This window comes from Streptomyces chisholmiae, assembly GCF_031845445.1.
GTDB classification, from domain to species: Bacteria; Actinomycetota; Actinomycetes; order Streptomycetales; family Streptomycetaceae; genus Streptomyces; species Streptomyces chisholmiae.
This window is the reverse complement of the sequence record NZ_JAVREO010000027.1, coordinates 1-24,092: the sequence shown is the minus strand read 5'-3', so window position 1 is coordinate 24,092 and position 24,092 is coordinate 1. Positions and strand designations below refer to the sequence as shown.

The following is a 24,092-nucleotide window of genomic DNA, read 5'->3' as shown; positions in this document are numbered from 1 at the left end:
GCGGTCGTCCGGGGAACGGTTCCGGGCGGTCGGACCGGGCGGGGACGGTCCCGGCGGCGCGGCGCCCCCTCGGTCAGTCGGCGCCGCCGGCCTCCGCGACCAGCTCGGCCAGCGTCTGGGCGCGGCGCAGCGGGGTGAGCACGGCGGGTCCCGGGCCGTCGACCGAGTAGCCGTAGACGGCCGGCCGCGGCAGCGCGTTGTAGCCGAACGGCGTGGAGAAGTAGTAGGCGCCGGTGTCCGGCAGGGCGACCAGGTCGCCCGGGCGCAGCCGGGGCAGGGCGCGGTCGATGGCGACCAGGTCGCCGGCGAAGCAGCACGGGCCGGCCACGTCCTGGTTGACCCGCGGCTCGGTGCTCGGCGCGCCGTCCGCGTCGTAGGCGATCACCCGCAACGGCCAGGAGGCCGGGGCGAAGACGGTGCGGGTGGCGACCTGGGCGCCGGCGTGGGTGACGGCGATCGGCCGGCCGCCGGACTCCTTGGTGTACTCGACGCGGGCCACGATGGTGCCCGCCTTGGCCAGCAGCGCCCGGCCGAACTCGGTGACCAGCCCGTACCGGCCGTCGAAGAGCCCGGGCACCCGTTCGCTCAGCAGCCGGGCGTAGTCGGCGAAGCTCGGGGTGACCTCGTCGGAGGCGAAGTTGACCGGCAGGCCGCCGCCGATGTCCAGGGTGTCCACCTGTCGTCGGCCGGCCGCCGTGTTGATCTCCTCGGCCAGCTCGTAGGTCTCCCGGACGCCGTCCGCCATGCGGTCCAGGGCCATGCCCTGGGAGCCGACGTGGCAGTGCAGCCGGGTCAGCCAGGGGCGGGTCAGGAAGGCGCGCACCACCCAGTCCCGCGCCCCCGGATCGCGCAGCGCGACCCCGAACTTGCTGGTGGCGGTCGCGGTGCTCATCGCGTCGATGGTGCCGCCGCCCAGCTGTGGGTTGATCCGCAGTCCGACCGGGCCGTGCGCGGGGTACGCCGGCACGAGGGCGTCCAGCCGGGTGAGTTCCTGCGGGTTGTCGGCGTTGAACGCGATGCCGAGGTCGAGGGCGCGGCGCAGCTCCCGCCCGGTCTTGGCGGGCGAGTCCAGCACGATGCGCTCCGGGGCCAGCCCGGCCGCCTCGACCAGCGCCAACTCGCCCGGGCTGGCCACCTCGCTGCCGATCCCGAAGCCGTCGAGCAGCCGCAGCACCGGCACCAGGGTGCCGGCCTTCACCGCGAAGGTGTGCAGCACCGGCTGGCCGGGCGCGGTGACCGCGTCGAAGGCAGCATGGAGAGCGGCGGCGGCCTCCTGGACGCCGCGCAGGTCGAGCAGGGCGGCCAGCGGCTGGTCGTCGGTGATGAGGCCGTGTGCGAGCAGGGCCCGCACGGCTTGGTCGCGTCGGGTTGGGATCACCATGGGCCCAGCCAAACACGGCGCCGGGCCGCGCGGCAGGGTGTCGGCGGCGGTCGTGGGGTGCCGGGTGCGGTGCCGGAGCGCTGTTGACTGAAAGTATTCAGCATCTAGAGTGAATGAATATCTTGCCCACGTCGGGGAGGCAGCTCTCATGACAGAACCGTCAGGACCAACGGCTTCCACGCCCACCGGAGCGGGGGCGGGCGGCCCCCGGCCGGTGCGGGCCGCGACCGGGACCACCCGGAGTGCCCGCGGCTGGGCCCAGGAAGCGGCGCTGCGCATGCTGCACAACAACCTCGACCCCGAAGTGGCCGAGCACCCGGACCAGTTGGTGGTCTACGGCGGCACCGGCAAGGCGGCCAGGGACTGGCGCTCCTTCGACGCGATCGCCGCCACCCTGCGCACCCTGGCGGACGACGAGACGCTGCTCGTCCAGTCGGGCCGGCCGGTGGGCGTGATGACCACCCACGAGTGGGCGCCCCGGGTGCTGATCGCCAACTCCCACCTGGTCGGCGACTGGGCCAACTGGGAGGAGTTCCGCCGCCTGGAGCACCTCGGGCTGACCATGTACGGGCAGATGACGGCCGGCTCGTGGATCTACATCGGTACCCAGGGCATCCTCCAGGGCACCTACGAGACCTTCGCCGCCGTGGCCGACAAGCGGTTCGGCGGCAGCCTCGCCGGCACGCTCACCCTCACCGCCGGCCTCGGCGGCATGGGCGGCGCCCAGCCGCTGGCGGTCACCATGAACGGCGGCGTCGCGCTCTGCGTGGACTGCGACCCGCGGGCCATCGTCCGCCGCGTCGAGCACGGCTACCTGGACGTCGAGGCGACCTCGCTGGACGAGGCGCTCGCGCTGGTGGTCCGGGCCAAGGAGGAACGCCGGCCGCTGTCGGTCGGCGTGCTGGGCAACGCGGCGGAGGTGCTGCCCCGGCTGCTGGCGCTGGGCGCCCCGGTGGACATCGTCACCGACCAGACCAGCGCGCACGACCCGCTGAGCTACCTGCCGCTGGGCGTCGACCTGTCCGAGATGGCGGACTACGCGGCGCGGGAGCCGGCCGAGTTCACCGAGCGGGCGCGGGAGTCGATGGCGCGGCACGTGGCCGCCATGGTCGGCTTCCAGGACGCCGGCGCCGAGGTCTTCGACTACGGGAACTCCATCCGGGGCGAGGCCCTGCTGGCCGGGTACGAGCGGGCGTTCGCCTTCCCCGGGTTCGTGCCGGCGTACATCAGGCCGCTGTTCTGCGAGGGGCGCGGCCCGTTCCGCTGGGCGGCGCTCAGCGGTGACCCCAGGGACATCGCCGCCACCGACCGGGCGGTGCTTGACCTCTTCCCGGAGAACGAGTCGCTGGCCCGCTGGCTGCGGCTGGCCGGGGAACGCGTCAGGTTCCAGGGGCTGCCGGCGCGGATCTGCTGGCTCGGGCACGGCGAACGGGCCCGGGCGGGGGAGCGGTTCAACGAGATGGTCGCCGCCGGCGAGCTGGCCGCCCCGGTGGTGATCGGCCGCGACCACCTGGACTGCGGCTCGGTGGCCTCCCCGTACCGGGAGACGGAGGGGATGCGGGACGGCTCCGACGCCATCGCCGACTGGCCGATGCTCAACGCCATGGTGAACGTCGCCTCCGGCGCCTCCTGGGTCTCGCTGCACCACGGCGGCGGCGTGGGGATGGGGCGCTCGCTGCACGCCGGGCAGGTCACGGTGGCCGACGGCACCGAGCTGGCCGGGCTCAAGCTCCACCGGGTGCTCACCAACGACCCGGGGATGGGCGTCATCCGGCACGTGGACGCCGGGTACGAACGGGCCGTCGAGGTGGCGGAGCGGGACGGCGTGCGGATCCCGATGCGCGAGGGCACCGCCGAAGGGGACGGACCGGGCGGGGACGGCCCCGGTCGGAACGGGGGCGGCCCGGGTAGCGGCGGTCCGTTGGGCGGCGGTTCAGGGGGCAGTGGCTCGGCGCCCGCCGGCTCGGGCGGCGCCGGCCCGGCGGGCGGCCGGCGATGACCGGGGCCGGACCCGCGACCGCAGGTCCCGGCCCAGGGCGGGGCGGCGGCCCAGGGCCGGGCCCCGGCGAGGCCGTGCCCGCCGGCGGCCAGGACTCGTTCGTCACCATGTGGGAGCAGCTGGCGCCCGTCGGGCGCCACCCGGCCAGCGGCGGCTACCGCCGCTACGCCTGGACCGGGGCCGACGCCGAACTCCGCTCCTGGTTCCAGGCGCAGGCCACGGCCCGTGGCCTGGCCTACGAGGTGGACCGGAACGGCAACCAGTGGGCCTGGCACGGCGACCCGACCGCCGGCGACGCCGTGGTCACCGGCTCGCACCTGGACTCGGTGCCCGACGGCGGCGCCTTCGACGGGCCACTCGGCGTGGTCTCCGCGTTCGCCGCGCTGGACCGGCTGCGGGCCACTGGCCGCACCGGCGGCCGGCCGCTGGGCATCGTCGCCTTCGCCGACGAGGAGGGCGCCCGCTTCGGCCTGGCCTGTGTCGGCTCCCGGCTGGCGGTGGGCGCGCTGGAACCGGACCGGGCCAGGGCGCTGACCGACGCCGAGGGCGTCACCCTGGCCGAGGCGATGCGCCGGGCCGGACACGACCCCGCGAGCCTCGGCCCCGACCCGGACCGGCTGGCGCGCATCGGGGTCTTCGTCGAGCTGCACATCGAACAGGGCCGTGGGCTCGTCGAGTTGGGCCGGCCGGTCGGGGTCGGCTCGCTGATCTGGCCACACGGCCGCTGGCGCTTCGACTTCCTCGGGGAGGCCAACCACGCCGGCACCACCCGGCTGGTGGACCGCAGGGACCCGATGCTCGGCTACGCCCACACCGTGCTGGCGGCCCGCAAGCGGGCCCGCCTCGCCGGCGCCCTGGCGACCTTCGGCAAGGTCACCGTCCGCCCCGGCGGGGTGAACGCCATTCCCGCCCAGGTCTCCGGCTGGCTCGACGCCAGGGCCCCGGACGAGCCGACTTTGACGGAGTTGGTCGACGGCATCCGGACCACGGCCGGCGAGCGCGCCGGCCGGGACGGCGTGGAGCTGGTGGTGACCCGGGAGTCGGCCACCGCGGCGCAGTGGTTCAGCCCCGAGCTGCGGGACCGGCTCGCGGCCCGGCTGGGGGACGCGCCCGTGCTGCCGACCGGCGCCGGACATGACGCGGGGGTGCTCTCCGCCGTGCTGCCCACCGCGATGCTCTACGTGCGCAACCCCACCGGGGTCTCCCACGCCCCGGCCGAACACGCCGACCAGCGGGACGCGTTGGCCGGAGTCGCCGCACTCGCCGAGGTACTGGAGGGACTGGTATGTCGTTGACCGCGCAGACGTACTGGGCCGAACACGCCTGGCTCAACGGGACGGTGGAGCCCGGGGTGGTGATCGCCACCGGTGTCGACGGCACCATCGGCGAGCTGCGCCCCTGCGTGCCGGAGCCGCCGGTCGGCGCCGTCTCGCTGCGCGGGCTGACCATCCCCGGGCTGGCCAACGCCCACAGCCACGCCTTCCACCGGGCGCTGCGCGCCTCCGCCCAGGTGGGCGGCGGCACCTTCTGGACCTGGCGCAACGCCATGTACGACCTCTCCTCCCTGCTGGACCCGGACGGCTACCACGCGCTGGCCCGCGCGGTGTACGCCGAGATGGCGCTGGCCGGCATCACCTGCGTCGGCGAGTTCCACTATGTGCACCACCAGCCGGGCGGCACGCCCTACGAGAACCCCAACGCGATGGCCGAGGCGCTGATCGCCGCCGCCGACGAGGCCGGCATCCGGCTCACCCTGCTCGACACCTGCTATCTCTCCGCCGGCTTCGGGCAGCCGCCCGACCGGCCCCAACTCCGCTTCTCCGACCGCACCGTGGACGCCTGGGCGGAGCGGGCCGACGCGCTGCGCGCCACCCCCACCGCCCGGATCGGCGCGGCCGCGCACTCCGTGCGGGCCGTGCCGGCCGAGGCGCTGGCCACCGTGGCCGACTGGGCCGCCCGCCGGGACGCGCCGCTCCACGTCCACCTCTCCGAACAGCCCCGGGAGAACGAGGAGTGCCTCGCGGCGCACGGCCGTACCCCGACCCGGCTGCTGGCCGACCACGGGCTGCTGACCAGGCGGACCACCGTCGTCCACGCGACCCATGTGGACGAGGCCGACATGGCCCTGCTCGGCGGGGCGGGCACCGGCGTCTGCCTCTGCCCCACCACGGAGCGGGACCTCGCCGACGGGATCGGCCCGGCCGTGCGACTCCGGGACGCCGGCTCGCCGTTGAGCCTGGGCAGCGACAGCCACGCGGTGATCGACATCTTCGAGGAGGCCCGCGCCATGGAGCTGGGCGAACGGGTCCGCACCCGGGTCAGAGGCCACTTCACCGCCGACCAGCTGCTCCGGTGCGCCACCGAGAACGGCCACGCGGCGCTCGGCTGGCCGGAGGCCGGCCGCCTGGAGGCCGGCGCGCTCGCCGACTTCACCACCATCTCCCTGGACAGCGTGCGCACCGCCGGCCCACCGCCGCGGCTCGGCGCCGAGACCGCGGTATTCGCCGCCACCGGTGCCGACGTGCGGCACACCGTGGTCGGCGGCCGGCATGTGGTCCGCCATGGCAGTCACCAGCTGGTGCCGGACGCCCCCCGCGCGCTGCGCCGCGCCGTCGAGGCGCTGCACGCCCGCCGTTGACCCCGCCCGCGCCCCACCGCCGGGCGACGAACGCGTCCGCCCCCGACCGGCCGCCGCCCCCGGCGCGCCCAACCGCCGCACCCGGCACCCCGGATGCACCCGGCACGCCCACCGCGCTCGCCGCACCCGCCCACCGCCGAACCAGCACCCCGCACCGGGAGGCAGCCCCGATGCCCAGCACGGCCATCACCCACATCAAGACCCTGATCACCAACGACCCCTCCCTCGGCACCGGGCCACTCGGCCAACTCCAGGACGCGGCCCTCGTGATCGAGGGCGACCGCATCGCCTGGATCGGTACGTCAAGTAGAGCACCCGCCACTGACAGTCACCTCGACGCCGGTGGGCGCAGCGTCATCCCGGGCTTCGTCGACTCCCACGCCCACCTGCTCTTCGCCGGGGACCGCACGGCCGAGTTCCACGCCCGGATGGCCGGGCGGCCCTACGCGGCCGGCGGCATCGCCACCACCGTGGCGGCCACCCGGGCCGCCGGGGACGCCGAACTCGCCCGGCGGCTGGCTTGCTTCCGGCAGGAGATGGCCCGCCAGGGCACCACCACGGTGGAGACCAAGTCCGGCTACGGGCTGACCGTCGCCGACGAGGCCCGGGCGCTGCGCGTCGCCGCCCGCCAGCTGACCGAGGTCACCTACCTCGGCGCCCACATCGTGGCGCCCGAGTACGCCGACGACCCGGCCGGCTACGTCGCGCTGGTGACCGGCCCGATGCTGGACGCCTGCGCTCCCCACGCCCGCTGGATCGACGTGTTCTGCGAGCGCGGCGCCTTCGACGCCGACCAGGCGCGCGCGGTGCTGCTCGCCGGCCGCGACCGCGGCCTGGGGCTGCGCGTGCACGCCAACCAGTTGGGACACGGCCCGGGCGTCACCCTCGCCGTCGAACTCGGCGCCGCGTCCGCCGACCACTGCACCCACCTCACCGACGCCGACGTGGACGCCCTGGCCCAGGGGCGGACCGTGGCCACCCTGCTGCCCGGTTGCGAGTTCTCCACCCGGGCGCCCTATCCGGACGCCCGGCGGCTGCTCGACGCGGGCGTGCGGGTCGCGCTGGCCACCGACTGCAACCCGGGTTCCTCCTTCACCAGTTCGATGCCGTTCTGTCTGGCCGTCGCGGTGCGGGAGATGGGGATGACCCCCGACGAGGCGCTCTGGTCGGCGACGGCCGGGGGCGCCGCCGCGCTCGACCGCACCGACATCGGCCGGCTCGCCCCCGGCACCCGGGCCGACCTGGCGTTGCTGGACGCGCCCAGCCCGGTGCACCTCGCCTACCGGCCCGGGGTCCCGCTGGTCGCCGCCGTCTGGCGGGACGGCGTCCGCGTCGGCTGGTGACGCACGGGCCGGCCGGCGCGCGGGCCTGGGGGTACGCACCGGCCGGTGCGGGGCTGGTCGGCGCGCCGGTCCGTGTGGCCTGGTCGAGGGCGCCGGTCGGCGCGGCCTGGCGGCGACGGCGGAGGGCCGGAGAACGTCGGGCCGGCCGGTGGTCGGGGAGCCGCTGGCCTGGTCAGTCCTCGGCCAGGTGCCGCTCGACCGGCGTCGGGCCCGCGTCCGGGGCCGGCGCGGGGCGGCGGCTCCGCCGGCTGATCCGCACCCCCAGCAGCATCAGGGCCAGGCCGATCGCGGTCACCCAGGGGCCGGCCAGGACCCGACAGTCCGACCAGTAACCCTCCCGCACGCCGAGCCCGTCGAGCGAGACGGCCAACAGCGCGGTGGCGGCGACGCCGTAGACACAGGCGGCCACCGCGAGCCGCCGCGGCCCGCGGCGGGGCGCCAGCCCGGGGCGCGGCCAGGCGGTGGCCAGCGAGGCCAGCGCCGCGACCAGCACCGTCGGCCACGTCAGGTACTGGAGCTGGAGGTGGGCGAACCCGCCGAGCGTGCTGCCCTTCTCCGCCGACGGCAGCAGGCGGGCCACCTCGTTGAGCGTCAACTCGGCCGGGCCCCCGTCGAATTCGAGGGCGATCCAGGCCACCGTCGAGACGCCGGAGAGCGTGGTCACCAGACCGACGAGCACCACCAGCACGCCCAGGGACTCGGTCGCGGCGTCCGGTGGGGGCGGGTGCGCCAGGAACTCCTGATGTGGGGAATGTGGAGGTGTGGGGGTGGTCATGCCTTGAGCGTTGTCGATTGCGCGCTCCATGTCCATATGCTTTGCGGCCGTTCCCGATCGCCCCGGGGAACTTCACAAAGGTTACCGACCGGTTCGCCGTCGGTGTGCGGGATCACGGACAGTGGTCGGCCACCCGCCAGACCGCGACCCAACCGTCACTGTCAGTGGTGGCGTGCACAATGCCTGTCATGACGAACGGAAGCCGCGAGCACGCGGTGACCCCCGGCGGGGGCGCGGCCCAACGGCAGGGCCTGGGGCGGCCGTTCTGGCGCCTCTGGACGGCCAGCACGGTGGCCAACCTCGGCCAGGGGGCGACGGCGGTGGCCTTTCCCTGGCTGGCCAGCACCCTGACCGACAGCGCCCTGCTGATCGCCCTGGTGGCGATGAGCAACCGGCTCCCCTGGCTGCTGTTCAGCCTGCCGGCCGGCGCGTTGGCCGACCGGTTGGACCGGCGCTTGGTGATGGTGTGGATGTGCGTGGTCAGGGCCCTGGTGGTGGGCGCGGTCGCGGTGCTGGTGGCGGTCGAAGCGCTGTCGCTGCCGCTGCTCTGCCTCTGCGCGCTGGCGCTCGGCTTCGCCGAGGTGCTCTTCGACAACACCTCCCAGGTCCTGCTGCCCGCGCTGGTGGAGCGGGAGCGGCTGGACACCGCCAACGGGCGGTTGATGGCCGCCCAGGTGGTCGCCGACGACTTCCTGGCCAAGCCGCTCGGCGGGCTGCTGCTCGCCTTGGCGCTGGCCGCGCCGTTCGCCTTCGACGCGGTGACGGCCCTGGTGGCCGGGGGGCTGCTGCTGTTGCTGCGCGGGACCTTCCGCGCCGGGGCCGCCGCGCCGGCGGCCGGTGCCGGGCCGGGGCTCGGGGCGGGAGGCGAACGCGGAGGCGGGGCCGCCGCGTTGCCCGGTCCGCGCTCGCCAGCGGACCCGCCGCGGCGGCCGTCCATGTGGGCGGAGACGGTGGAGGGCGTCCGCTGGCTCCGGGGGCACCGGCTGCTGCGCCGGCTGGCGATCGCCCTCGCGATCACCAACATGGTGGCCCAGGGCGCCCTGGTCAGCTACGTGCTCTTCGCCCGGGAGCTGCTGCACCTCGGGCCGACGGGCTTCGCGGTGCTCTCCGCGGCGCCCGGGATCGGGGCGCTGGTCGGCGGGCTGGTCGCCGGCCGGGTGGTGCGGGCCGTGGGCCGGGCCACCAGCCTCTTCCTGCTCGTCCTGATCCAGGCCGTGGTCTTCGCGGTCGCCGGCCTGTCCTCGCACGCGGTGCTGGTGGGCGCGGTGATGAGCCTGCTCGGCCTCGCCGTGGTCCTGTGGAACGTGACCACTGTGTCGCTGCGTCAGACCCTCATACCCGACCGGCTGTTGGGCCGGGTGAACAGCGTCTACCGGCTGCTGGGCTGGGGCACCATCCCGCTGGGCACCGCGTTGGGCGGCCTGCTGGTGACGGTCATGGAACCGCACTGGGGGCGGGAGGTGGCGCTGCGGTCGCCGCTGCTGCTGACCGCGGTGGTGCTGGTGGCGCTGGCCGTCGCCGTGCGGCGCGGGTTGCCGCAGTCCCTGATCGACGAGGCGCTCGGCGACGCGGGCGGAGCCGGCGGTCGTTGACCCCGCCCCGGCCGGGCCCGCCCCGCCCCGGCCGGGCCCGGCCCGGCCCGGCCCCGGAGAGCTTCAGCGTTCGGTCGGTTCGGCGGCGGCCTCGGCCCACTCGGTGGCCCTGGCGAACAGCTCGCCGTGCAGGGCGGCTCCGGCCGCCAGCACCCGGGGCCGCAGCTCGGGCTCGCCCAGCTGGGCCCGGAAGGCGAAGGCCACCGAGACCTCGTGGTCCGGCCGGTGCACGACCTCGATCCGGTCCCCTGGACTGATCGGCCCCGGCCGGAGCACCCGGAAGTAGGCCCCGGGCCGCCGGCCGCCGGCGAACCGCTTGACCCAGCCGCGCTCGCCGAGCCAGTCGGCGAAGGTCGCGCACGGGATGCGCGGCGAGGTGGCCTCCAACAGCAGCTCCGCCCCCACCCGCCACTGCTCGCCGACGCGCACGTCGCCGACGTCGATCCCCTCGGTGGTCAGATTCTCGCCGAAGACACCGTTGGTCAGCGGGCGGCCCAGCTCGCCGGCCCAGTGCTCCAGGTCCTCCCGGGCGTAGACGTAGACCGCCTGGTCGTCGCCGCCGTGGTGGCGGGTGTCCCCGATGGCGTCCCCGGCGAGGCCGCTGCCGCCCACCCCCCTGGGACCCGGCGCGCTGACCGCCACCGGGCCCTCGACCGGCCGCTTGTCGATGCCGGTCAGCCCCTCGGGCGCACCGGTCTTGGCGGCGGTGGTGGCCCGGCCGACGTTGACGCTCAGCAGTGTTCCTGGCATGTCAGCACCCTAACGGGCCGGTCTGTCGCGCCGCTCGGCTTCCCGGCCGGGGGCCGCCGGCCTCCGCCCGCCGGCGCACAGAAGCCTGGACGGCGCGCGGCTCAACTCCGCGCGCCGTCCAGGCTGCCCGCTGCGTCGGACGTACCGGCCGGCTGGCACCCGAGCCACCGGCCCCGGTGGTCGGCGCGATCCGGTCGCCCCGAGCGGTGTGTCCGTCGGCCACGGCCCGCCGTGCCACGCCCCGCGGCGGCCGCCGCGCGCGTCGCCGGGCGCCGGGCCGGCGCCGTAGGCCCTACTCCTCGACCATCAACCCGCGACGTAGCCGGCTGAGCGTGCGTGACAGGAGTCGGGAGACGTGCATCTGCGAGATGCCCAGCTCCTCACCGATCTCCGACTGCGTCATGTTGGCCACGAAGCGCAGCGAGAGGATGCGGCGGTCGCGCGGCGCCAGCTCGGCGATCAGCGGCTTGAGCGACTCGATGTACTCGATGCCCTCCAGGCCGTGGTCCTCGTAGCCGATCCGGTCGGCCAACGCGCCCTCGGCGTCGTCCTCCTCGGGCTGCGCGTCCAGCGAGCTGGCGGTGTAGGCGTTGGAGGCGGCCATGCCCTCCACCACCTCTTCCTCGGAGATCCCGAGCCGCTCGGCCAGCTCGGCGACGGTGGGGGAGCGATCCAGCCGCTGGGCCAGCTCGTCGCCGGCCTTGGCCAGGTCGAGGCGCAGCTCCTGGAGCCGCCGCGGCACCCGGACCGACCAGGAGGTGTCCCGGAAGAAGCGCTTGATCTCGCCGACGATGGTCGGCATCGCGAAGGTCGGGAACTCGACGCCGCGGTCCGGCTCGAAGCGGTCGATCGCCTTGATCAGGCCGATCGTGCCGACCTGGATGATGTCCTCCATCGGCTCGCTGCGGGAGCGGAACCGGGCGGCGGCGAACTTCACCAGCGCCAGGTTGAGTTCCACCAGCGTGTTCCGGACGTAGGCGTACTCGTGGGTGCCCTCCTCCAGGTCGCCGAGGCGGAGGAAGAGGCTCCTGGACAGCTCGCGGGCGTCCAGCGGGGCCACCTGGTCGAAGGGTGGGATCTCCGGGAGGGACGCGAGCAGGTCCTCGGCGGGCGCCGGCGGTTCGGCGGGCGCCGAGGGCCCGGCGTGGGCCGGGGAGTCGGCGGGCGCCGCGGTCGAAGTGGGCCCCGCGGGGGTCGCGACCCGCGCGGGGCCGCTGGTATGCGGTTCGTGGGTACGGGGGGCGGGTGACATGGTGTTGTCCTCCGTAGTCTCTCGGCGTATGGCCGCCGAAGCCATGACGTGCACTGGGGGTGCGGCGCCTCCAAGCCGGCTCGAAAAAACTGGTGCTTCTCTAGCCCTACCCGGATTCCCGCGACTATCGCAAGTCCGTTCCGTCCGAATTGTGCCTTAAGTCTGCCCTGTTGGGGTGTCAGGGTGGCCGTTCAGCGGCTAAGGTTTCGAACCAAGTCAGCAGGGCGCTCCAAGGAGAAGGGGGCCGCATGGACCGCGGTATGCCGGGTGGCACCTACCGGCGCGGACTGACGGTCGATGTGCGGCGGACGCCCGCCGCGGCGGTGGTCGCGCCCTCCGGTGAGCTGGATCACCACTCCGCCGAGCGGCTCCGTGTCGCGCTGAGTGAGTGCGTGACCGAGAGTGGCGGTCGGATCGTCATCGACTGTTCCGGTCTGGAGTTCTGCGACTCGATCGGGCTGAATGTGCTTCTCGCCACACGGCTGGAGGCCGAGAAGGTCGGCGGCGCGGTGCATTTGGCGGCGATGCCACCGATCGTCGCCCGAATTCTGGAAATAACGGGCGCCACCGCGGTCTTCACGGTGCACGAGACGCTCGCCGAGGCCCTGGCTCCCCCGCCCCCCGAGTAGCGGCGGCACGGGGGCCGCTGTACGGCGCCATCGTCGCCCGTCACACTACTCCTGGGAGCACGTCACACCGCCCGAAGGATTCCCCGTGGGGCGGGTGTGCGTTCCGTGCGGACGGGCAGGAGACCACTCGATGCAATGCCGGACCGAACGGAACGAACCCGGCACCCGGTTGGTGAGGGAAAGCGCGGCCCAGCGCGGAGTGCGCGAGGCTGACAGAGGCTAGGGGAGGCGTGTATGGGAACGACTCGACCGCGCCCCGCTGGTGACCACGAGGCGGCCCCCCCGGCGGTCGCCGAGGAGCCGGTTCGGCAGGTGCGCAGGCTGCTCCTGCTCGGCACGAGCGGGGTGGTCTCCAAGGCCAGGGAGTTCACCCGCCAGGCGCTGCACGACTGGGGCTGGCTGCCGGCCGCCGACGAGGAGCGGTACGCTGCGGCCGAGGACGTGCTGCTGGTCGTCTCCGAGCTGGTCACCAACGCCTGCCTGCACGCCGGTGGCCCCGAGGAGCTGCGGGTGGGCCGGGGCGACAAGCTGATCCGGATCGAGGTGCTGGACCGCGGCGGCGGGGTGCCCGCGCTGCGCAGCACCAGGATGCCCGGCCGGCCCGGCGGGCACGGCATGTTCATCGTGCAGCGGCTCTGCCTGGACTGGGGCATGGTGCGGGAGCCGGAGGCGCTGGGCAAGACCGTCTGGGCCGAGCTGGCCGTGCCGCCGCTCGACTGAGTCCGGCCGGTGAACGGCGGGTCCCGGCCCCATCGTCCGGGACCTGCCCTGCCGCACTGGCGTGGGCGTCTACCATCAGGCCATGACCCGAGTGCTGCTCGCCGAGGACGACGCATCCATCTCCGAGCCGCTGGCCCGTGCCCTGCGCCGCGAGGGATACGAGGTCGAGGTGCGTGAGGACGGCCCGGCGGCGCTCCGTGCCGGGCTGCGCGGCGACGTGGACGTGGTGGTGCTCGATCTCGGCCTGCCCGGGATGGACGGCCTTGAGGTCTGCCGCCGGCTGCGCACCGAGGGCCTCGGACTGCCGGTGCTGGTGCTGACCGCCCGCGCGGACGAGGTGGACACCGTGGTGGGGCTGGACGCCGGCGCCGACGACTACGTCACCAAGCCGTTCCGGCTGGCCGAGCTGCTGGCCCGGGTGCGGGCCCTGCTGCGCCGGGGGAACGCGGAGACCGGCACGGCCCCGGCGGTGCACGGCATCCGGATCGACGTGGAGTCGCACCGCGCCTGGATCGGCGAGGACGAACTGCACCTGACCGCCAAGGAGTTCGACCTGCTGCGGGTGCTGGTGCGGGACGCCGGCCGGGTCGTCACCCGGGAGCAGCTGATGCGCGAGGTCTGGGACACCACCTGGTGGTCCTCGACCAAGACCCTGGACATGCACATCTCCTGGCTGCGCAAGAAGCTCGGCGACGACGCGGCCAACCCGCGCTACATCGTCACCGTCCGGGGTGTGGGATTCCGCTTCGAGAAGAGCTGACGAGGCCGTTCGGTGCGCCGCCGACTGATCAACTCGACGCTCTCCGTGGTCCTGGTGGTGATCGCGGTCTTCGGGCTCTCGCTCTTCATCGTCGAGACGCGGACCATCGAGTCCAGCGCGCGGGACCGGCTGGAGGCCGAGACCGCCCGGCTGCTGGCCGACGTGGAGAGCCGGATCGCCGCCGGTGAGCCCATCACGGCCGAGACGATGGGGGCCTCGGCACCGCCCGACCGGCAGGTGGTGATCGACCTGCCGGAGCAGCCGGCCATCCGGATCGGCGCCTCGGCCGGCGACGACGCCATGGAGAGCCGGCAGACCGGGATGCACGGCGAGACCGTCGAGGTGCGTCAGCCGCGCAGCGTGGTCAGCAACGAGATCAGCCGGATGCTGGTGATCATCCTGGTGGTCTCGCTGCTGGCGGTCGCCGCCGCCGCGCTGCTCGCGGTGCGGCAGGCCCGGCGGGTCTCGGCGCCGCTCACCGACCTCGCCGAGACGGCGGAGCGGCTCGGCTCCGGCGACCCGCGGCCGCGGCACCGCAGGTACGGGGTGCCCGAGCTGGACCGGGTCGCCGACGTGCTGGACACCAGCGCCGAGCGGATCGCCCGGATGCTGACCGCCGAGCGGCGGCTGGCCGCCGACGCCTCCCACCAGCTGCGCACCCCGTTGACCGCGCTCTCCATGCGCCTTGAGGAGATCATCGCCACCGAGGACCGGGACATTGTCAAGGAGGAGGCGGCGGTCGCCCTGGCCCAGGTCGAGCGGCTGACCGACGTGGTCCAGCGGCTGCTGACCAACTCCAGGGACCCCCGGCTGGGCTCCGCGGTCGGCTTCGACCTGGACGAGGCGGTGGCCCAGCAGATGGAGGAGTGGCGACCGGCCTACCGGGGCGGCGGGCGGGCCATCGTGCACTCGGGGAAGCAGGGCCTGCGCGCGGTCGGCACCCCGGGCGCCGTCTCCCAGGTGCTGGCGACGCTGGTGGAGAACGCGTTGATGCACGGCGCCGGCACGGTCGCCCTGCGCACCCGGGTCGCTGGCAACCAGGTGGTCGTCGAGGTCACCGACGAGGGCCCCGGGGTGCCCAAGGAACTGGGCGCCCGGGTCTTCGAACGCACCGTGAGCGCGCGGAACTCCACCGGCCTCGGGCTGGCCGTCGCCCGCGACCTGGCGGAGGCGGACGGCGGGCGGCTGGAGCTGCTGGGCCTGTCGCCGCCGGTCTTCGCGCTGTTCCTGAGCCGGGAGGCCGAGTCGGGCGGCCGGTCCTGACCGCGCGCCGCCTGGCGGCGGATCAGCGGCGGCCCTGGCCCAGCGGCAGGGCGCCCGGCCGGCGCCCCCCGGTGCGCCCGGCCTCCCGGAACGTCTCCGGCCGCGCCCCGGACGACGCCCGCCGGTCGGCTGGCGCGGCCGGGGCGGCCGCCACCCGGCGGAAGACCCAGGTGCGGTAGGACCAGAACCGGAAGAGCGAGCCGATGCCGAGGCCGACCACGTTCTTCGCCAGGTTGTCGGCCAGCGCCGAGGTGAGCCCGAGGCCGTAGTGGGAGAGCGCCAGCACGCCGTTCTCGATGATCATGCCAACGGCGGAGAAGAGCACGAAGAGCGCGATCTCCCGCCGCCGGCCGGAGCGGTCCCGGTGCCGGTAGGTCCAGTAGCTGTTGCCCAGGTAGTTGGTGCAGATGGCGGCGGAGGTGGCGAGCACCCCGGAGCGGATCGGCGCCAGCCCGGCCACCTGGGAGCACAGGTTGAAGACCAGGACGTTGACCAGGAAGCCGAACGCGCCGACCGTGCCGAACTTCGCCGCTTCCCTGGCGACCCCGCGCAGTCGGGCCCGGAGCGGATGCTCCTCGCTCATGTCCGCCATGCTAACCACGCCCTCCGACAGCGGCCCGTCGTGCGCCGTCCGCCCGGGGCTCACCCGTCGGCCGGGGCGGTCACGGTGATCTCGAAGGCGATCTCCCGGCCGCCGGCCTGCTCGCCCCGGAACTTGGCCATGCTGACCGTGGTCTCGCCCTCGGCCACCGCCTCGAAGCGCAGCAGCCGCACCCCGCCGGTGCCGTCCAGCTGCGGCTCGTCCGAGACGTAGTCGTCGCCGGCCGCGCGGATCACGCCGCTGTCCGGCGCCGGGTCCAGGATCTCCCAGACGAAGCCGGTGGTCGGGTTCTCGTACTGCTCCAGCACGAAGGTCTCGCCGACCTCGACCTCGACCGGCTGCTCCGGGTCGGTGAACCGGGGCTCGTCGGCGGCGTCCTCCGCGCAGCCGACGGCGCCGAGCAGCAGCGCCAGCGCCGCCATCGGCGCGGTCAACGCGCGGCGCGCGGTACTCCGCGCGCGCCACCCCGCGCCTCGCCGGATCGTTTCTCCGCCCCGCTCGCCGCTCGGCTCTCCGTCCTGCTCTCTGCTCCGCACGGGTTCTCCCCCCAGCCCTCGTCCACCCGCCCGGACCGGTCCGCCGGCGCCGGGGTCTCATCGGGGTGGACGTAGCGGCGGGGCGTGCCGGTTCCGGGCCACGGATCGGCCGGATCGGGCGGCCGGATACCCTGGGGCGCGTGACATTTCCCGTGGTCGGCATGGTCGGAGGCGGTCAGCTCGCCCGTATGACCCATGAGGCGGGCATCCCGCTCGGCATCAGTTTCAAGCTGCTCAGTGACACCCCGCAGGACTCGGCGGCGTTGGTGGTGAACGACGTGGTGGTCGGCGACTACCGCGATCTGGCCACCCTCCGGGCGTTCGCCAAGGGGTGCGATGTGATCACTTTTGATCACGAACATGTACCGACAGAGCATTTGCGTGCGTTGGAGGCCGATGGCATCCCGGTGCGGCCCGGCCCGGACGCGCTGGTGCACGCGCAGGACAAGGGCGTGATGCGGGCCCGGCTGACCGCGCTCGGGGTGCCCTGCCCACGCCACCGGATCGTCACCGACCCGGCCGACGTGGCGCGGTTCGCCGCCGAGGTCGGCGGGTTCCCCGTGGTGCTGAAGACGGTGCGCGGCGGCTACGACGGCAAGGGCGTCTGGCTGGTCGGGACCCCGGCGGAGGCCGAGGACGCGTTCCGCGCCGGGGTGCCGGTGCTGGGCGAGGAACGGGTCGACTTCCGGCGGGAGCTGGCGGCGAACGTGGTCCGCTCCCCGCACGGGCAGGCGGTGGCCTACCCGGTGGTGGAGTCCCGGCAGGTGGCCGGCGTCTGCGACACGGTGATCGCGCCCGCCCCCGAGCTGGCGCCCGGGCTCGCCGCCTCGGCGCAGGAGACGGCGCTGCGGATCGCCACCGAGCTGGGCGTGGTCGGCCACCTCGCGGTCGAGCTGTTCGAGACGCGGGACGGCCGGGTGCTGGTCAACGAGCTGGCGATGCGCCCGCACAACTCCGGCCACTGGACCCAGGACGGCGCCGTCACCTCGCAGTTCGCCAACCACCTGCGGGCCGTGCTGGACCTGCCGCTGGGCGACCCCAGGGCCCGGGCGCCCTGGACGGTGATGGCGAATGTCCTCGGCGGGGACTACCCGGAGATGTACCCGGCCTACCTGCACTGCATGGCCCGCGACCCCGGCCTGAAGATCCACATGTACGGCAAGGACGTCCGGCCCGGCCGCAAGGTCGGTCATGTCACCACCTACGGCGACGATCTGGCCGAGGTGACCGAGCGCGCCCGGCACGCCGCCGACTACTTGCGCGGGCTCATCGACGAGTGACCGCGCCCGCGCGCCCGCCCCGGGGCGCGGACCACCCGCGAACGACGAATGGTGAGGCATGAGCGAGCAACCGACCGTCCCCCCGGCGCCCCTGGTGGGCATCGTGATGGGTTCCGACTCCGACTGGCCGGTGATGCGGGCCGCGGCCGAGGTGCTCGACGAGTTCGGCGTGCCCTACGAGGCGGACGTCGTCTCGGCGCACCGGATGCCCACCGAGATGGTCAGTTACGGCCGGGAGGCGGCCGACCGCGGTCTCTCGGTGATCATCGCCGGCGCCGGGGGGGCCGCCCACCTGCCGGGCATGCTCGCCTCGCTGACCCCGCTGCCGGTGATCGGGGTGCCGGTGCCGCTCAAGCACCTGGACGGGATGGACTCGCTGCTCTCCATCGTGCAGATGCCGGCCGGCGTGCCGGTCGCCACCGTCTCGGTCGGCGGCGCCCGCAACGCGGGTCTGCTGGCGGCGCGGATCCTGGGCGGCACGGACCCGGCGCTGCGCGCCCGGATGCGCGACTTCCAGGACGAACTGCGCGAGCAGGCCAGGGAGAAGGGCCGCCGGCTGCGGGACTCGCTGGCCGCCGACGCGGAGACGGACCGGTGACGGGCGGCGCCGCCGGGCGGCTGGCCGAGGCCAGGGCGCTGCTGGCCGAGTACCCGCTGGTGGACGGGCACAACGACCTGCCGTGGGCGTTGCGTGAGACGGTCGGCTACGACCTGGACCGGGCCGACATCGCCGGCGACCTGACCGGCCGGCTCCACACCGACCTGCGCCGGCTGCGGTCCGGCGGGGTGGGCGCCCAGTTCTGGTCGGTCTACGTGCCGGCCGAGCTGTCCGGCGACCACGCGGTCAGCGCCTGTCTGGAACAGATCGACGTGGTGGGGCGGTTGCTGGACCGCTACCCGGCCGACCTGACCAGGGCGCTCACCGCCGACGACATGGTGGCGGCCCGGGCGCAGGGCCGGATCGCCTCCCTGATGGGCGCCGAGGGCGGCCACGCCATCAACAACTCGCTGGCCACCCTGCGCGCTTTCCACCGGCTCGGCGTGCGTTATATGACGCTGACCCACAACTCCACGACCGACTGGGCGGATTCGGCGACCGACGAGGCGCGGCACGGCGGACTGACCGCTTTCGGCGCCGAAGTGGTGCGCGAGATGAACCGCGTCGGAATGCTGGTCGACCTCTCGCACGTGTCCGCCGACGTGATGCGGGACGCGTTGCGGATCTCCACGGCTCCGGTGATTTTCTCGCATTCATCGGCGCGCGCGGTCTGCGACCATCCACGCAATATCCCGGACGACGTGCTGGCCGCGCTGCCGGCCAACGGCGGGATCGCGATGGCCACCTTCGTGCCCAAGTTCGTGCTGCCCGAGGCCATCGAGTGGACCCGGCGGGCCGACGAGAACATGCGGGCCAACGGGTTCCATCCGCTGGACACCACGGAGCCGGCGATGCGGGTGCAGCACGCCTTCGAGGCCGCGGTGCCGCGGCCGGTGGCCACCGCGGCCACCGTCGCCGACCACCTGGACCACATGCGGGAGGTGGCCGGCATCGACCACCTCGGGATCGGCGGCGACTACGACGGCACGGCCTTCCTGCCGCAGGGCCTGGAAGACGTCTCCGGCTATCCGCTGCTGGTCGCCGAGCTGCTGGAGCGGCACTGGTCGCCGGCCGACCTGGCCAAGCTGACCTGGGAGAACGCGGTGCGGGTGCTGCGTGGCGCGGAGCGGGTCGCCGTCGAGGAGAGCGCTCGGCGCGGCCCGTCGATCGCGACCATCGCCGAGCTGGACGGCGGACAGAACGGACATTCCGCGCGAAGGTGAGAAAGCGCTGGACCGCGCCCCGCCCGTGACCGAACTCACGGGCGGGGCGCGCCGCGTTCCGGCCCCCGGGGTGCCCGTCCCGGCCCCGGACCCGGCAAGTGAACCGCGTGCGTGGCGACTTGGCGCGCCATTCCGGAAACGCCGCCGTTGACGGTGCGGAAAAGGATCAGAACGCTGCGTCATCTCATGGGGTTCCGGGTATTCCCGGTCACGTCTTCGGCGTTCCGCATTTCTTGTCCGGGGTGAATTCGCGGGTTTACCGTTCCCTCCGCGTCGCATTCGCGGCCAACCGCTCCGGACGCCGAATCCTGTCACCGGAGGCGGACACATGGACATTCCGTCTGACAGGAGCGGGGGACCCAATTCCGCCGGACCGTGACACCGGTCCGGCTCGGGGTGAAGCCACGGCGGCACGAGGCGCGGTTCCGCGCCCCGTCCGGTCGTGGCCGGGCGACTCCGGCCCGAACCCGACAGCTGACCTCGCAGGCGTTGGAGAGGAGACACGCTCATGTCTGGACGCGGACGTCACCGCCGTCAGCCCATCCGGCGCCTGCCCCGGGCCGCCGCCCTGCTCACCGTCGGCGCCGCCGGCCTTGGGCTGCCCCTGGTCGCCGCCGGCACCGCCGGCGCCGCCCCGGCCAGCTACACCGTGGCCGGCGGCGACACCCTGTACCGGATCGCCGTAGACCACGAGGTCGAGGGCGGCTGGGAGCAGCTCTACGAGGCCAACCGCGAGGTCATCGGCGACGACCCGACCCGGATCACCCCGGGGCTCGAACTGTCGCTCGACGTCGAGGGCGCGGCCGCGCCGGCCGCCGCGGTCGCCGAGTCCGCCGAGGCCGCCGAGTCCGCCGACTACGTGGCGCCGGTCTCCGGCGTGAGCGGCGGCGGCTACGGCAACGCCGGCGCCCTGTGGTCCTCCGGCTACCACACCGGGGCCGACTTCCCGGTGGGCACCGGCACCCAGGTGGTCTCCATCGCCGCCGGCGAGGTGGTCACCGCCGGCAGCGGCGGCTCCTACGGCAACGAGGTCGTCGTGCGGCACGCCGACGGCCACTACAGCCAGTACGCCCACCTGTCCTCGATCGGGGTCAGCGTCGGCCAGTCGGTGGGCGCCGGCGACCAGCTGGGGCTCTCCGGGGCGACCGGCAACGTGACCGGCCCGCACCTGCACTTCGAGGTCCGCACCGGTCCCGCCTACGGCTCCGACATCGACCCGATGGCCTACCTGCGCTCGCACGGCGTCTCCATCTGAGGGACCCCACGGGCCGAGACGGGGCCCGCACCCGCCGCTTCTCCGGCGCGGGTGCGGGCCCCGGTCCCGTTCAGTCGGTGAGCCGCTGGTAGCGGCGCACCGCCAGCGGCGCGAAGACCGCGATGATCGCCAGCGGCCAGGCGACGGCCAGCAGCAGCGCGTGCTCGGCCACCCAGGAGTCGCCGCCCAGCCCCGGGTTGCCGAACAGCTCCCGGCTCGCGGCCACCGTGGCCGAGAGCGGGTTCCACTCCGCGATGGTCCCCAGCCAGCCTGGCATCAGCTCCGGCGCCACGAAGATGCAGGAGAGCGCCGTCAACGGGAAGGCCAGCGGGAAGACCACGACGCCGACCACGTCCGGGTTGGGCAGCAGCAGCGCGAGGTAGACACCGATCCAGGAGATCGCCATCCGCAGGAGCAGCAGCAGCCCCACCGCCACCAGGGCGCGCCCCAGCCCGCGGTTCCACTCCCAGCCCACCAGCAGGCCGCAGACCAGCAGCGCGACCATCTCCAGCAGGGCCCGCAGCTGGTCCGCCAGGCAGCGCCCGACCAGCAGCGCCGACCTGGCCGTCGGCATGGCCCGGAACCGGTCCACCACACCCCGCGAGATGTCGAACGCCAACGAGGTGGCGGTGGCGCCCATCCCGTGCAGCATGGTCATGGCGAACACGCCGGGGACCAGGAACTCGCGGTAGTTCCCGCCGTCCGGCGGCTGCATCCCGCTGCCGAAGACATAGCCGAAGACCAGCACGAACAGGATCGGCAGGCTGAAGTAGAGGGAGATCTCCTCCGGGCTGCGGGCCAGCTGGGCCATGTTCCGGCGGGTCATCGCCAGCCCGTCGGCGACCGCCACCCGGGGCCCCCGCCGGGCGGTGCCGCCCAGCCGTGGCCCGCCGCCCGTGGCGGTCCCGCCGGCCCTGCCGAGCCCGAGATCGACTCCGACGCCGCTCATGCCGCGCTACCTTCCTTCCGGGTCGGCTGCCGCCGGGCCGCGCGTTCGCCGGCCGGCCGGTCGGTGAGGTGCAGGAACACCTCGTCCAGGGACGGTCGCCTGGTGCCCAGGTCCGTCACCTCCAGGCCGGTGGCGCGGAGCGCGGCGGCCACCTCGGTCAGCGCGAGCACCCGGTCGTTGACCCGGGCGACCACCTGGCAGGTCTCGTAGTTCACTTCCGGTTCGATGTCGCAGACCCGACGCACCAGCGCCGCCGTGTCGGGCAGCTCGGTGACGTCCCGGGCCACCACCTCGATCCGGTCGCCGCCCAGTCGGGCCTTCAGCTCGTCGGCGGTGCCCTCGGCCACCACCCGGCCGGCGTCCATCACCGAGATGAGGTCCGCCAGTTGGTCCGCCTCCTCCAGGTACTGCGTGGTGAGCAGCACGGTGGTGCCGCCGGCGACCAGGGAACGGACCGCGTCCCAGACCTGGTTGCGGCTGCGCGGGTCGAGGCCCGTGGTGGGCTCGTCCAGGAACAGCACCCGGGGCACGACGATCATGCTGGCGGCCAGGTCGAGCCGGCGGCGCATGCCGCCCGAGTAGTCCCCGGCGCTCCGGCCCGCGGCGTCGGTGAGGGCGAACTGGGTCAGCAGCTCGTCCGCCCGCCGCCGGGCCCGGCCGCCGCGCAGCCCGAAGAGCCGGCCGAAGAGCACCAGGTTCTGCCGGCCGCTCAACGTCTCGTCGACGGCCGCGTACTGGCCGGTGAGGCCGATCCGGGCGCGCACCTCGTCCGGCTGCCCGGCCACGTCGAAGCCGCAGACGGTGGCCCGGCCCTCGGTGATCCGGGAGAGCGTGGCCAGGGTCCGCACGGCGGTGGTCTTGCCGGCGCCGTTGGGCCCCAGCAGGCCGTGCACCGTGCCCTCGGCCACGGTCAGGTCGAAGCCGTCGAGGGCCTGGGTGTCCCCGTAGCGCTTGCGTATCCCCTCGGCGCTGATGGCCGTTGCGGTCATGTCATCCCCACCCGTCCAGGTCTGGTCCCGCCGCGTCGACGGAAACCGTGTACGGCGTACATTTCCGTGTACAGCGTACACTTACTGTGGACGGTGTACATAGTTCTACGATGGCCGCGACCCACAGATGACCTGACGCGGGAGGAACGGCGGCATGGCGGCGGAGGACGGGCGCGACCCGCAGTACCTGCTCGACCTGCTCTGGCGCACCCGCGCCGCGGGCACCAGGGGGCCGCGAGGCAGCCTGAGCGTCGATCAGGTGGTCGGGGAGGCGGTGCGGATCGCCGACGCCGAGGGCGTCGGCGCCGTCTCGATGCGGCGGATCGCGCAGGCCCTGGGCGTGACCACCATGACCCTCTACCGCTATGTGCCCAGCAAGGACGACCTGCTGGACCTGATGTTCCACATGGGCAGTGGTCCGCCGGACACCACCGACTGGCCGGCCGACTGGCGCGGCGCGCTCCGCTGCTGGGGCCGGCAGATGCGGGAGATGGTGGTCGGTCGCCCCTGGATGCTGGACATCCCGATCGGGGCGCCCCCGTTCGGCCCGAACAACCTGGCCTGGATGGAGGCGGCGCTGGCCGCCATGGACGAGACCCCGCTCAACGAGGGCGACATGATGGAGGTGCTGATGATCCTCACGAGCTTCGTGCTCGGCAGCACCCGGCAGGAGGTCTCCATGACCCGCGCCAGCGAGCGCACCGGCGTCTCCTACGAGGAGTGGGGGCGCGCCTACGGCCGCATGCTCCCCAAGATCATGGGCGACGGGCGCTACCCGACCCTCGCCAAGGTCACCGCGACCGGCGTCTTCGAGAACGAGAACTCACCAGCGGACGACTTCGACCAGAGCCTGGAGTTCCTGCTGAACAGCGTGGCGGCGCTGATCCGTCGACGGGAGGACGAGGCGGGCGGGGAGGCGGCCGACTGACCGGCCCCGCCCCGCGTCACATCCGCTCGACGTAGCGGGCCCGCCAGCCCGGCGCCGGATCGGCGCCCAACTCCGTCCAGTACTCCCGGCCCGCCACGATCAGGCCGCCCCGCACCGACCAGAACGAGGCCACCCGGTGCACGCCCGTCTCCTCGTGCGGCACCTCGACCTCCGAGACCACGCAGTCGTCGTCGGCCACCAGCCGCAGTACCCGGATGGACCAGCCCTCCGGGTACGCGGCGTTCATCCCCACGTAGTTCTCCCGGCCGACGATGCGCTCGCCGCTCGCCGGCCACTCCACCACGACGTCGGGCGCCAACAGCGCCCCCACACCCGCCCAGTCCCGCGCCTGCGTGCGGTCCCACAACCCCTGGACCACCCGCAGCCGCTCGCCGGTCTCGTCTCGCTCATCCCGCTGTGCACTCATGTCGGTAGCCTCGCACGGCGGACTGACAACGCGTCAGCCGAGCGCGGCGACCGGGCGGCCGGCACGGCGCCCGGTCGCCGTGGCGCGGGTCAGGGCAGGTTCCTCGCCATCACGATCCGCTGGATCTGGTTGGTGCCCTCGTAGATCTGGGTGATCTTGGCGTCGCGGTGGGGACTGCTGGCCGGCGGGCCGGGATTCACTGCA

General features: G+C 74.2%; 24 protein-coding genes and 1 riboswitch. Of the genes, 14 read left to right on the top strand and 10 right to left on the bottom strand.

Annotated elements, in window-relative coordinates; all coding sequences use genetic code 11:
* Positions 1 to 73: 73 nt before the first annotated feature.
* A complete protein-coding gene (locus RM844_RS29595; RefSeq protein WP_311670500.1) occupies positions 74 to 1,381 on the bottom strand; it encodes a type III PLP-dependent enzyme domain-containing protein in 1,308 nt (435 codons plus the stop codon).
* Positions 1,382 to 1,529: 148 nt separating this feature from the next.
* On the opposite strand from RM844_RS29595, the gene hutU reads away from it, so the two are divergent.
* The 4 genes from hutU to hutI all read left to right on the top strand — a co-directional run bounded on the left by hutU (position 1,530) and on the right by hutI (position 7,361).
* Entirely contained in the window at positions 1,530 to 3,380 is a 1,851-nt protein-coding gene (gene hutU / locus RM844_RS29590) for a urocanate hydratase (RefSeq protein WP_311670499.1), read from the top strand.
* Positions 3,377 to 4,675, top strand: a complete 1,299-nt coding sequence (locus tag RM844_RS29585) for an allantoate amidohydrolase (RefSeq protein ID WP_394814628.1) — start codon at positions 3,377 to 3,379, stop codon at positions 4,673 to 4,675. The genes hutU and RM844_RS29585 overlap by 4 nt, the downstream gene beginning before the upstream one ends.
* Positions 4,666 to 6,018: a formimidoylglutamate deiminase gene (locus tag RM844_RS29580; protein ID WP_311670498.1), complete on the top strand. Its 1,353-nt coding sequence runs from the start codon at positions 4,666 to 4,668 to the stop codon at positions 6,016 to 6,018. The genes RM844_RS29585 and RM844_RS29580 overlap by 10 nt, the downstream gene beginning before the upstream one ends.
* A 170-nt stretch (positions 6,019 to 6,188) precedes the next feature.
* Positions 6,189 to 7,361, top strand: coding sequence for an imidazolonepropionase (gene hutI, locus RM844_RS29575; protein WP_311670497.1), 1,173 nt, complete (start codon positions 6,189 to 6,191; stop codon positions 7,359 to 7,361).
* A gap of 172 nt (positions 7,362 to 7,533) precedes the next feature.
* Here the strand turns inward: hutI and RM844_RS29570 are convergent, their stop codons facing one another.
* Positions 7,534 to 8,136 (bottom strand): hypothetical protein, encoded by a 603-nt coding sequence (locus RM844_RS29570; protein WP_311670496.1) that lies wholly within the window; start codon positions 8,134 to 8,136, stop codon positions 7,534 to 7,536.
* 188 nt (positions 8,137 to 8,324) lie between these two features.
* On the opposite strand from RM844_RS29570, the gene RM844_RS29565 reads away from it, so the two are divergent.
* Positions 8,325 to 9,728 (top strand): MFS transporter, encoded by a 1,404-nt coding sequence (locus tag RM844_RS29565; protein WP_311670495.1) that lies wholly within the window; start codon positions 8,325 to 8,327, stop codon positions 9,726 to 9,728.
* Positions 9,729 to 9,791: 63 nt separating this feature from the next.
* Here the strand turns inward: RM844_RS29565 and RM844_RS29560 are convergent, their stop codons facing one another.
* Positions 9,792 to 10,478 (bottom strand): MOSC domain-containing protein, encoded by a 687-nt coding sequence (locus RM844_RS29560; RefSeq protein ID WP_311670494.1) that lies wholly within the window; start codon positions 10,476 to 10,478, stop codon positions 9,792 to 9,794.
* A 292-nt stretch (positions 10,479 to 10,770) separates the two neighbouring features.
* On the bottom strand, positions 10,771 to 11,730 hold the full coding sequence (locus RM844_RS29555) for an RNA polymerase sigma factor SigF (RefSeq protein WP_311670493.1): 960 nt from the start codon (positions 11,728 to 11,730) through the stop codon (positions 10,771 to 10,773).
* 248 nt (positions 11,731 to 11,978) lie between these two features.
* Here RM844_RS29555 and RM844_RS29550 point away from each other — a divergent pair, with 248 nt between their 5' ends.
* The 4 genes from RM844_RS29550 (at position 11,979) to RM844_RS29535 (ending at position 15,102) form a co-directional block, all read left to right on the top strand.
* A complete protein-coding gene (locus tag RM844_RS29550; protein WP_311670492.1) occupies positions 11,979 to 12,359 on the top strand; it encodes an STAS domain-containing protein in 381 nt (126 codons plus the stop codon).
* A gap of 234 nt (positions 12,360 to 12,593) precedes the next feature.
* Positions 12,594 to 13,079 (top strand): ATP-binding protein, encoded by a 486-nt coding sequence (locus tag RM844_RS29545; protein WP_311670491.1) that lies wholly within the window; start codon positions 12,594 to 12,596, stop codon positions 13,077 to 13,079.
* Between the two features lie 82 nt (positions 13,080 to 13,161).
* On the top strand, positions 13,162 to 13,839 hold the full coding sequence (locus tag RM844_RS29540; protein ID WP_311670490.1) for a response regulator transcription factor: 678 nt from the start codon (positions 13,162 to 13,164) through the stop codon (positions 13,837 to 13,839).
* Positions 13,840 to 13,851: 12 nt separating this feature from the next.
* Complete coding sequence (locus RM844_RS29535; protein WP_311670489.1) at positions 13,852 to 15,102, top strand: ATP-binding protein; 1,251 nt, start codon at positions 13,852 to 13,854, stop codon at positions 15,100 to 15,102.
* A gap of 22 nt (positions 15,103 to 15,124) precedes the next feature.
* On the opposite strand, the gene RM844_RS29530 is transcribed toward RM844_RS29535, so the two are convergent.
* Together RM844_RS29530 and RM844_RS29525 are read right to left on the bottom strand one after the other, a co-directional pair.
* Complete coding sequence (locus RM844_RS29530; protein ID WP_311670488.1) at positions 15,125 to 15,685, bottom strand: GtrA family protein; 561 nt, start codon at positions 15,683 to 15,685, stop codon at positions 15,125 to 15,127.
* A 59-nt stretch (positions 15,686 to 15,744) separates the two neighbouring features.
* Positions 15,745 to 16,239 (bottom strand): protease inhibitor I42 family protein, encoded by a 495-nt coding sequence (locus RM844_RS29525; RefSeq protein ID WP_311670487.1) that lies wholly within the window; start codon positions 16,237 to 16,239, stop codon positions 15,745 to 15,747.
* A 140-nt stretch (positions 16,240 to 16,379) separates the two neighbouring features.
* Between RM844_RS29525 and RM844_RS29520 the strand changes: the two genes are divergently transcribed.
* The 4 genes from RM844_RS29520 (at position 16,380) to RM844_RS29505 (ending at position 20,595) form a co-directional block, all read left to right on the top strand.
* Positions 16,380 to 17,519, top strand: a complete 1,140-nt coding sequence (locus RM844_RS29520; protein WP_311670486.1) for a 5-(carboxyamino)imidazole ribonucleotide synthase — start codon at positions 16,380 to 16,382, stop codon at positions 17,517 to 17,519.
* Between the two features lie 58 nt (positions 17,520 to 17,577).
* Positions 17,578 to 18,117, top strand: coding sequence for a 5-(carboxyamino)imidazole ribonucleotide mutase (gene purE, locus RM844_RS29515; protein WP_311670485.1), 540 nt, complete (start codon positions 17,578 to 17,580; stop codon positions 18,115 to 18,117).
* Entirely contained in the window at positions 18,114 to 19,340 is a 1,227-nt protein-coding gene (locus RM844_RS29510; RefSeq protein ID WP_311670484.1) for a dipeptidase, read from the top strand. Before purE ends, RM844_RS29510 begins: the two co-directional genes overlap by 4 nt.
* Before the next feature lie 289 nt (positions 19,341 to 19,629).
* A riboswitch (cyclic di-AMP (ydaO/yuaA leader) is annotated at positions 19,630 to 19,844 on the top strand.
* A gap of 4 nt (positions 19,845 to 19,848) precedes the next feature.
* Positions 19,849 to 20,595, top strand: coding sequence for a M23 family metallopeptidase (locus tag RM844_RS29505; RefSeq protein WP_311670483.1), 747 nt, complete (start codon positions 19,849 to 19,851; stop codon positions 20,593 to 20,595).
* Between the two features lie 70 nt (positions 20,596 to 20,665).
* Here the strand turns inward: RM844_RS29505 and RM844_RS29500 are convergent, their stop codons facing one another.
* Entirely contained in the window at positions 20,666 to 21,544 is an 879-nt protein-coding gene (locus RM844_RS29500) for an ABC transporter permease (RefSeq protein WP_311670482.1), read from the bottom strand.
* On the bottom strand, positions 21,541 to 22,533 hold the full coding sequence (locus RM844_RS29495) for an ATP-binding cassette domain-containing protein (RefSeq protein WP_311670481.1): 993 nt from the start codon (positions 22,531 to 22,533) through the stop codon (positions 21,541 to 21,543). Before RM844_RS29495 ends, RM844_RS29500 begins: the two co-directional genes overlap by 4 nt.
* A 154-nt stretch (positions 22,534 to 22,687) precedes the next feature.
* Here RM844_RS29495 and RM844_RS29490 point away from each other — a divergent pair, with 154 nt between their 5' ends.
* Positions 22,688 to 23,461 (top strand): TetR/AcrR family transcriptional regulator, encoded by a 774-nt coding sequence (locus tag RM844_RS29490; protein WP_311670480.1) that lies wholly within the window; start codon positions 22,688 to 22,690, stop codon positions 23,459 to 23,461.
* Positions 23,462 to 23,477: 16 nt separating this feature from the next.
* On the opposite strand, the gene RM844_RS29485 is transcribed toward RM844_RS29490, so the two are convergent.
* Positions 23,478 to 23,888: a nuclear transport factor 2 family protein gene (locus RM844_RS29485; RefSeq protein WP_311670479.1), complete on the bottom strand. Its 411-nt coding sequence runs from the start codon at positions 23,886 to 23,888 to the stop codon at positions 23,478 to 23,480.
* Between the two features lie 89 nt (positions 23,889 to 23,977).
* Positions 23,978 to 24,092, bottom strand: a 115-nt coding sequence (locus RM844_RS29480; protein ID WP_394814631.1) for an acyl-CoA dehydrogenase family protein, incomplete at its 5' end; no start/stop codon positions are given.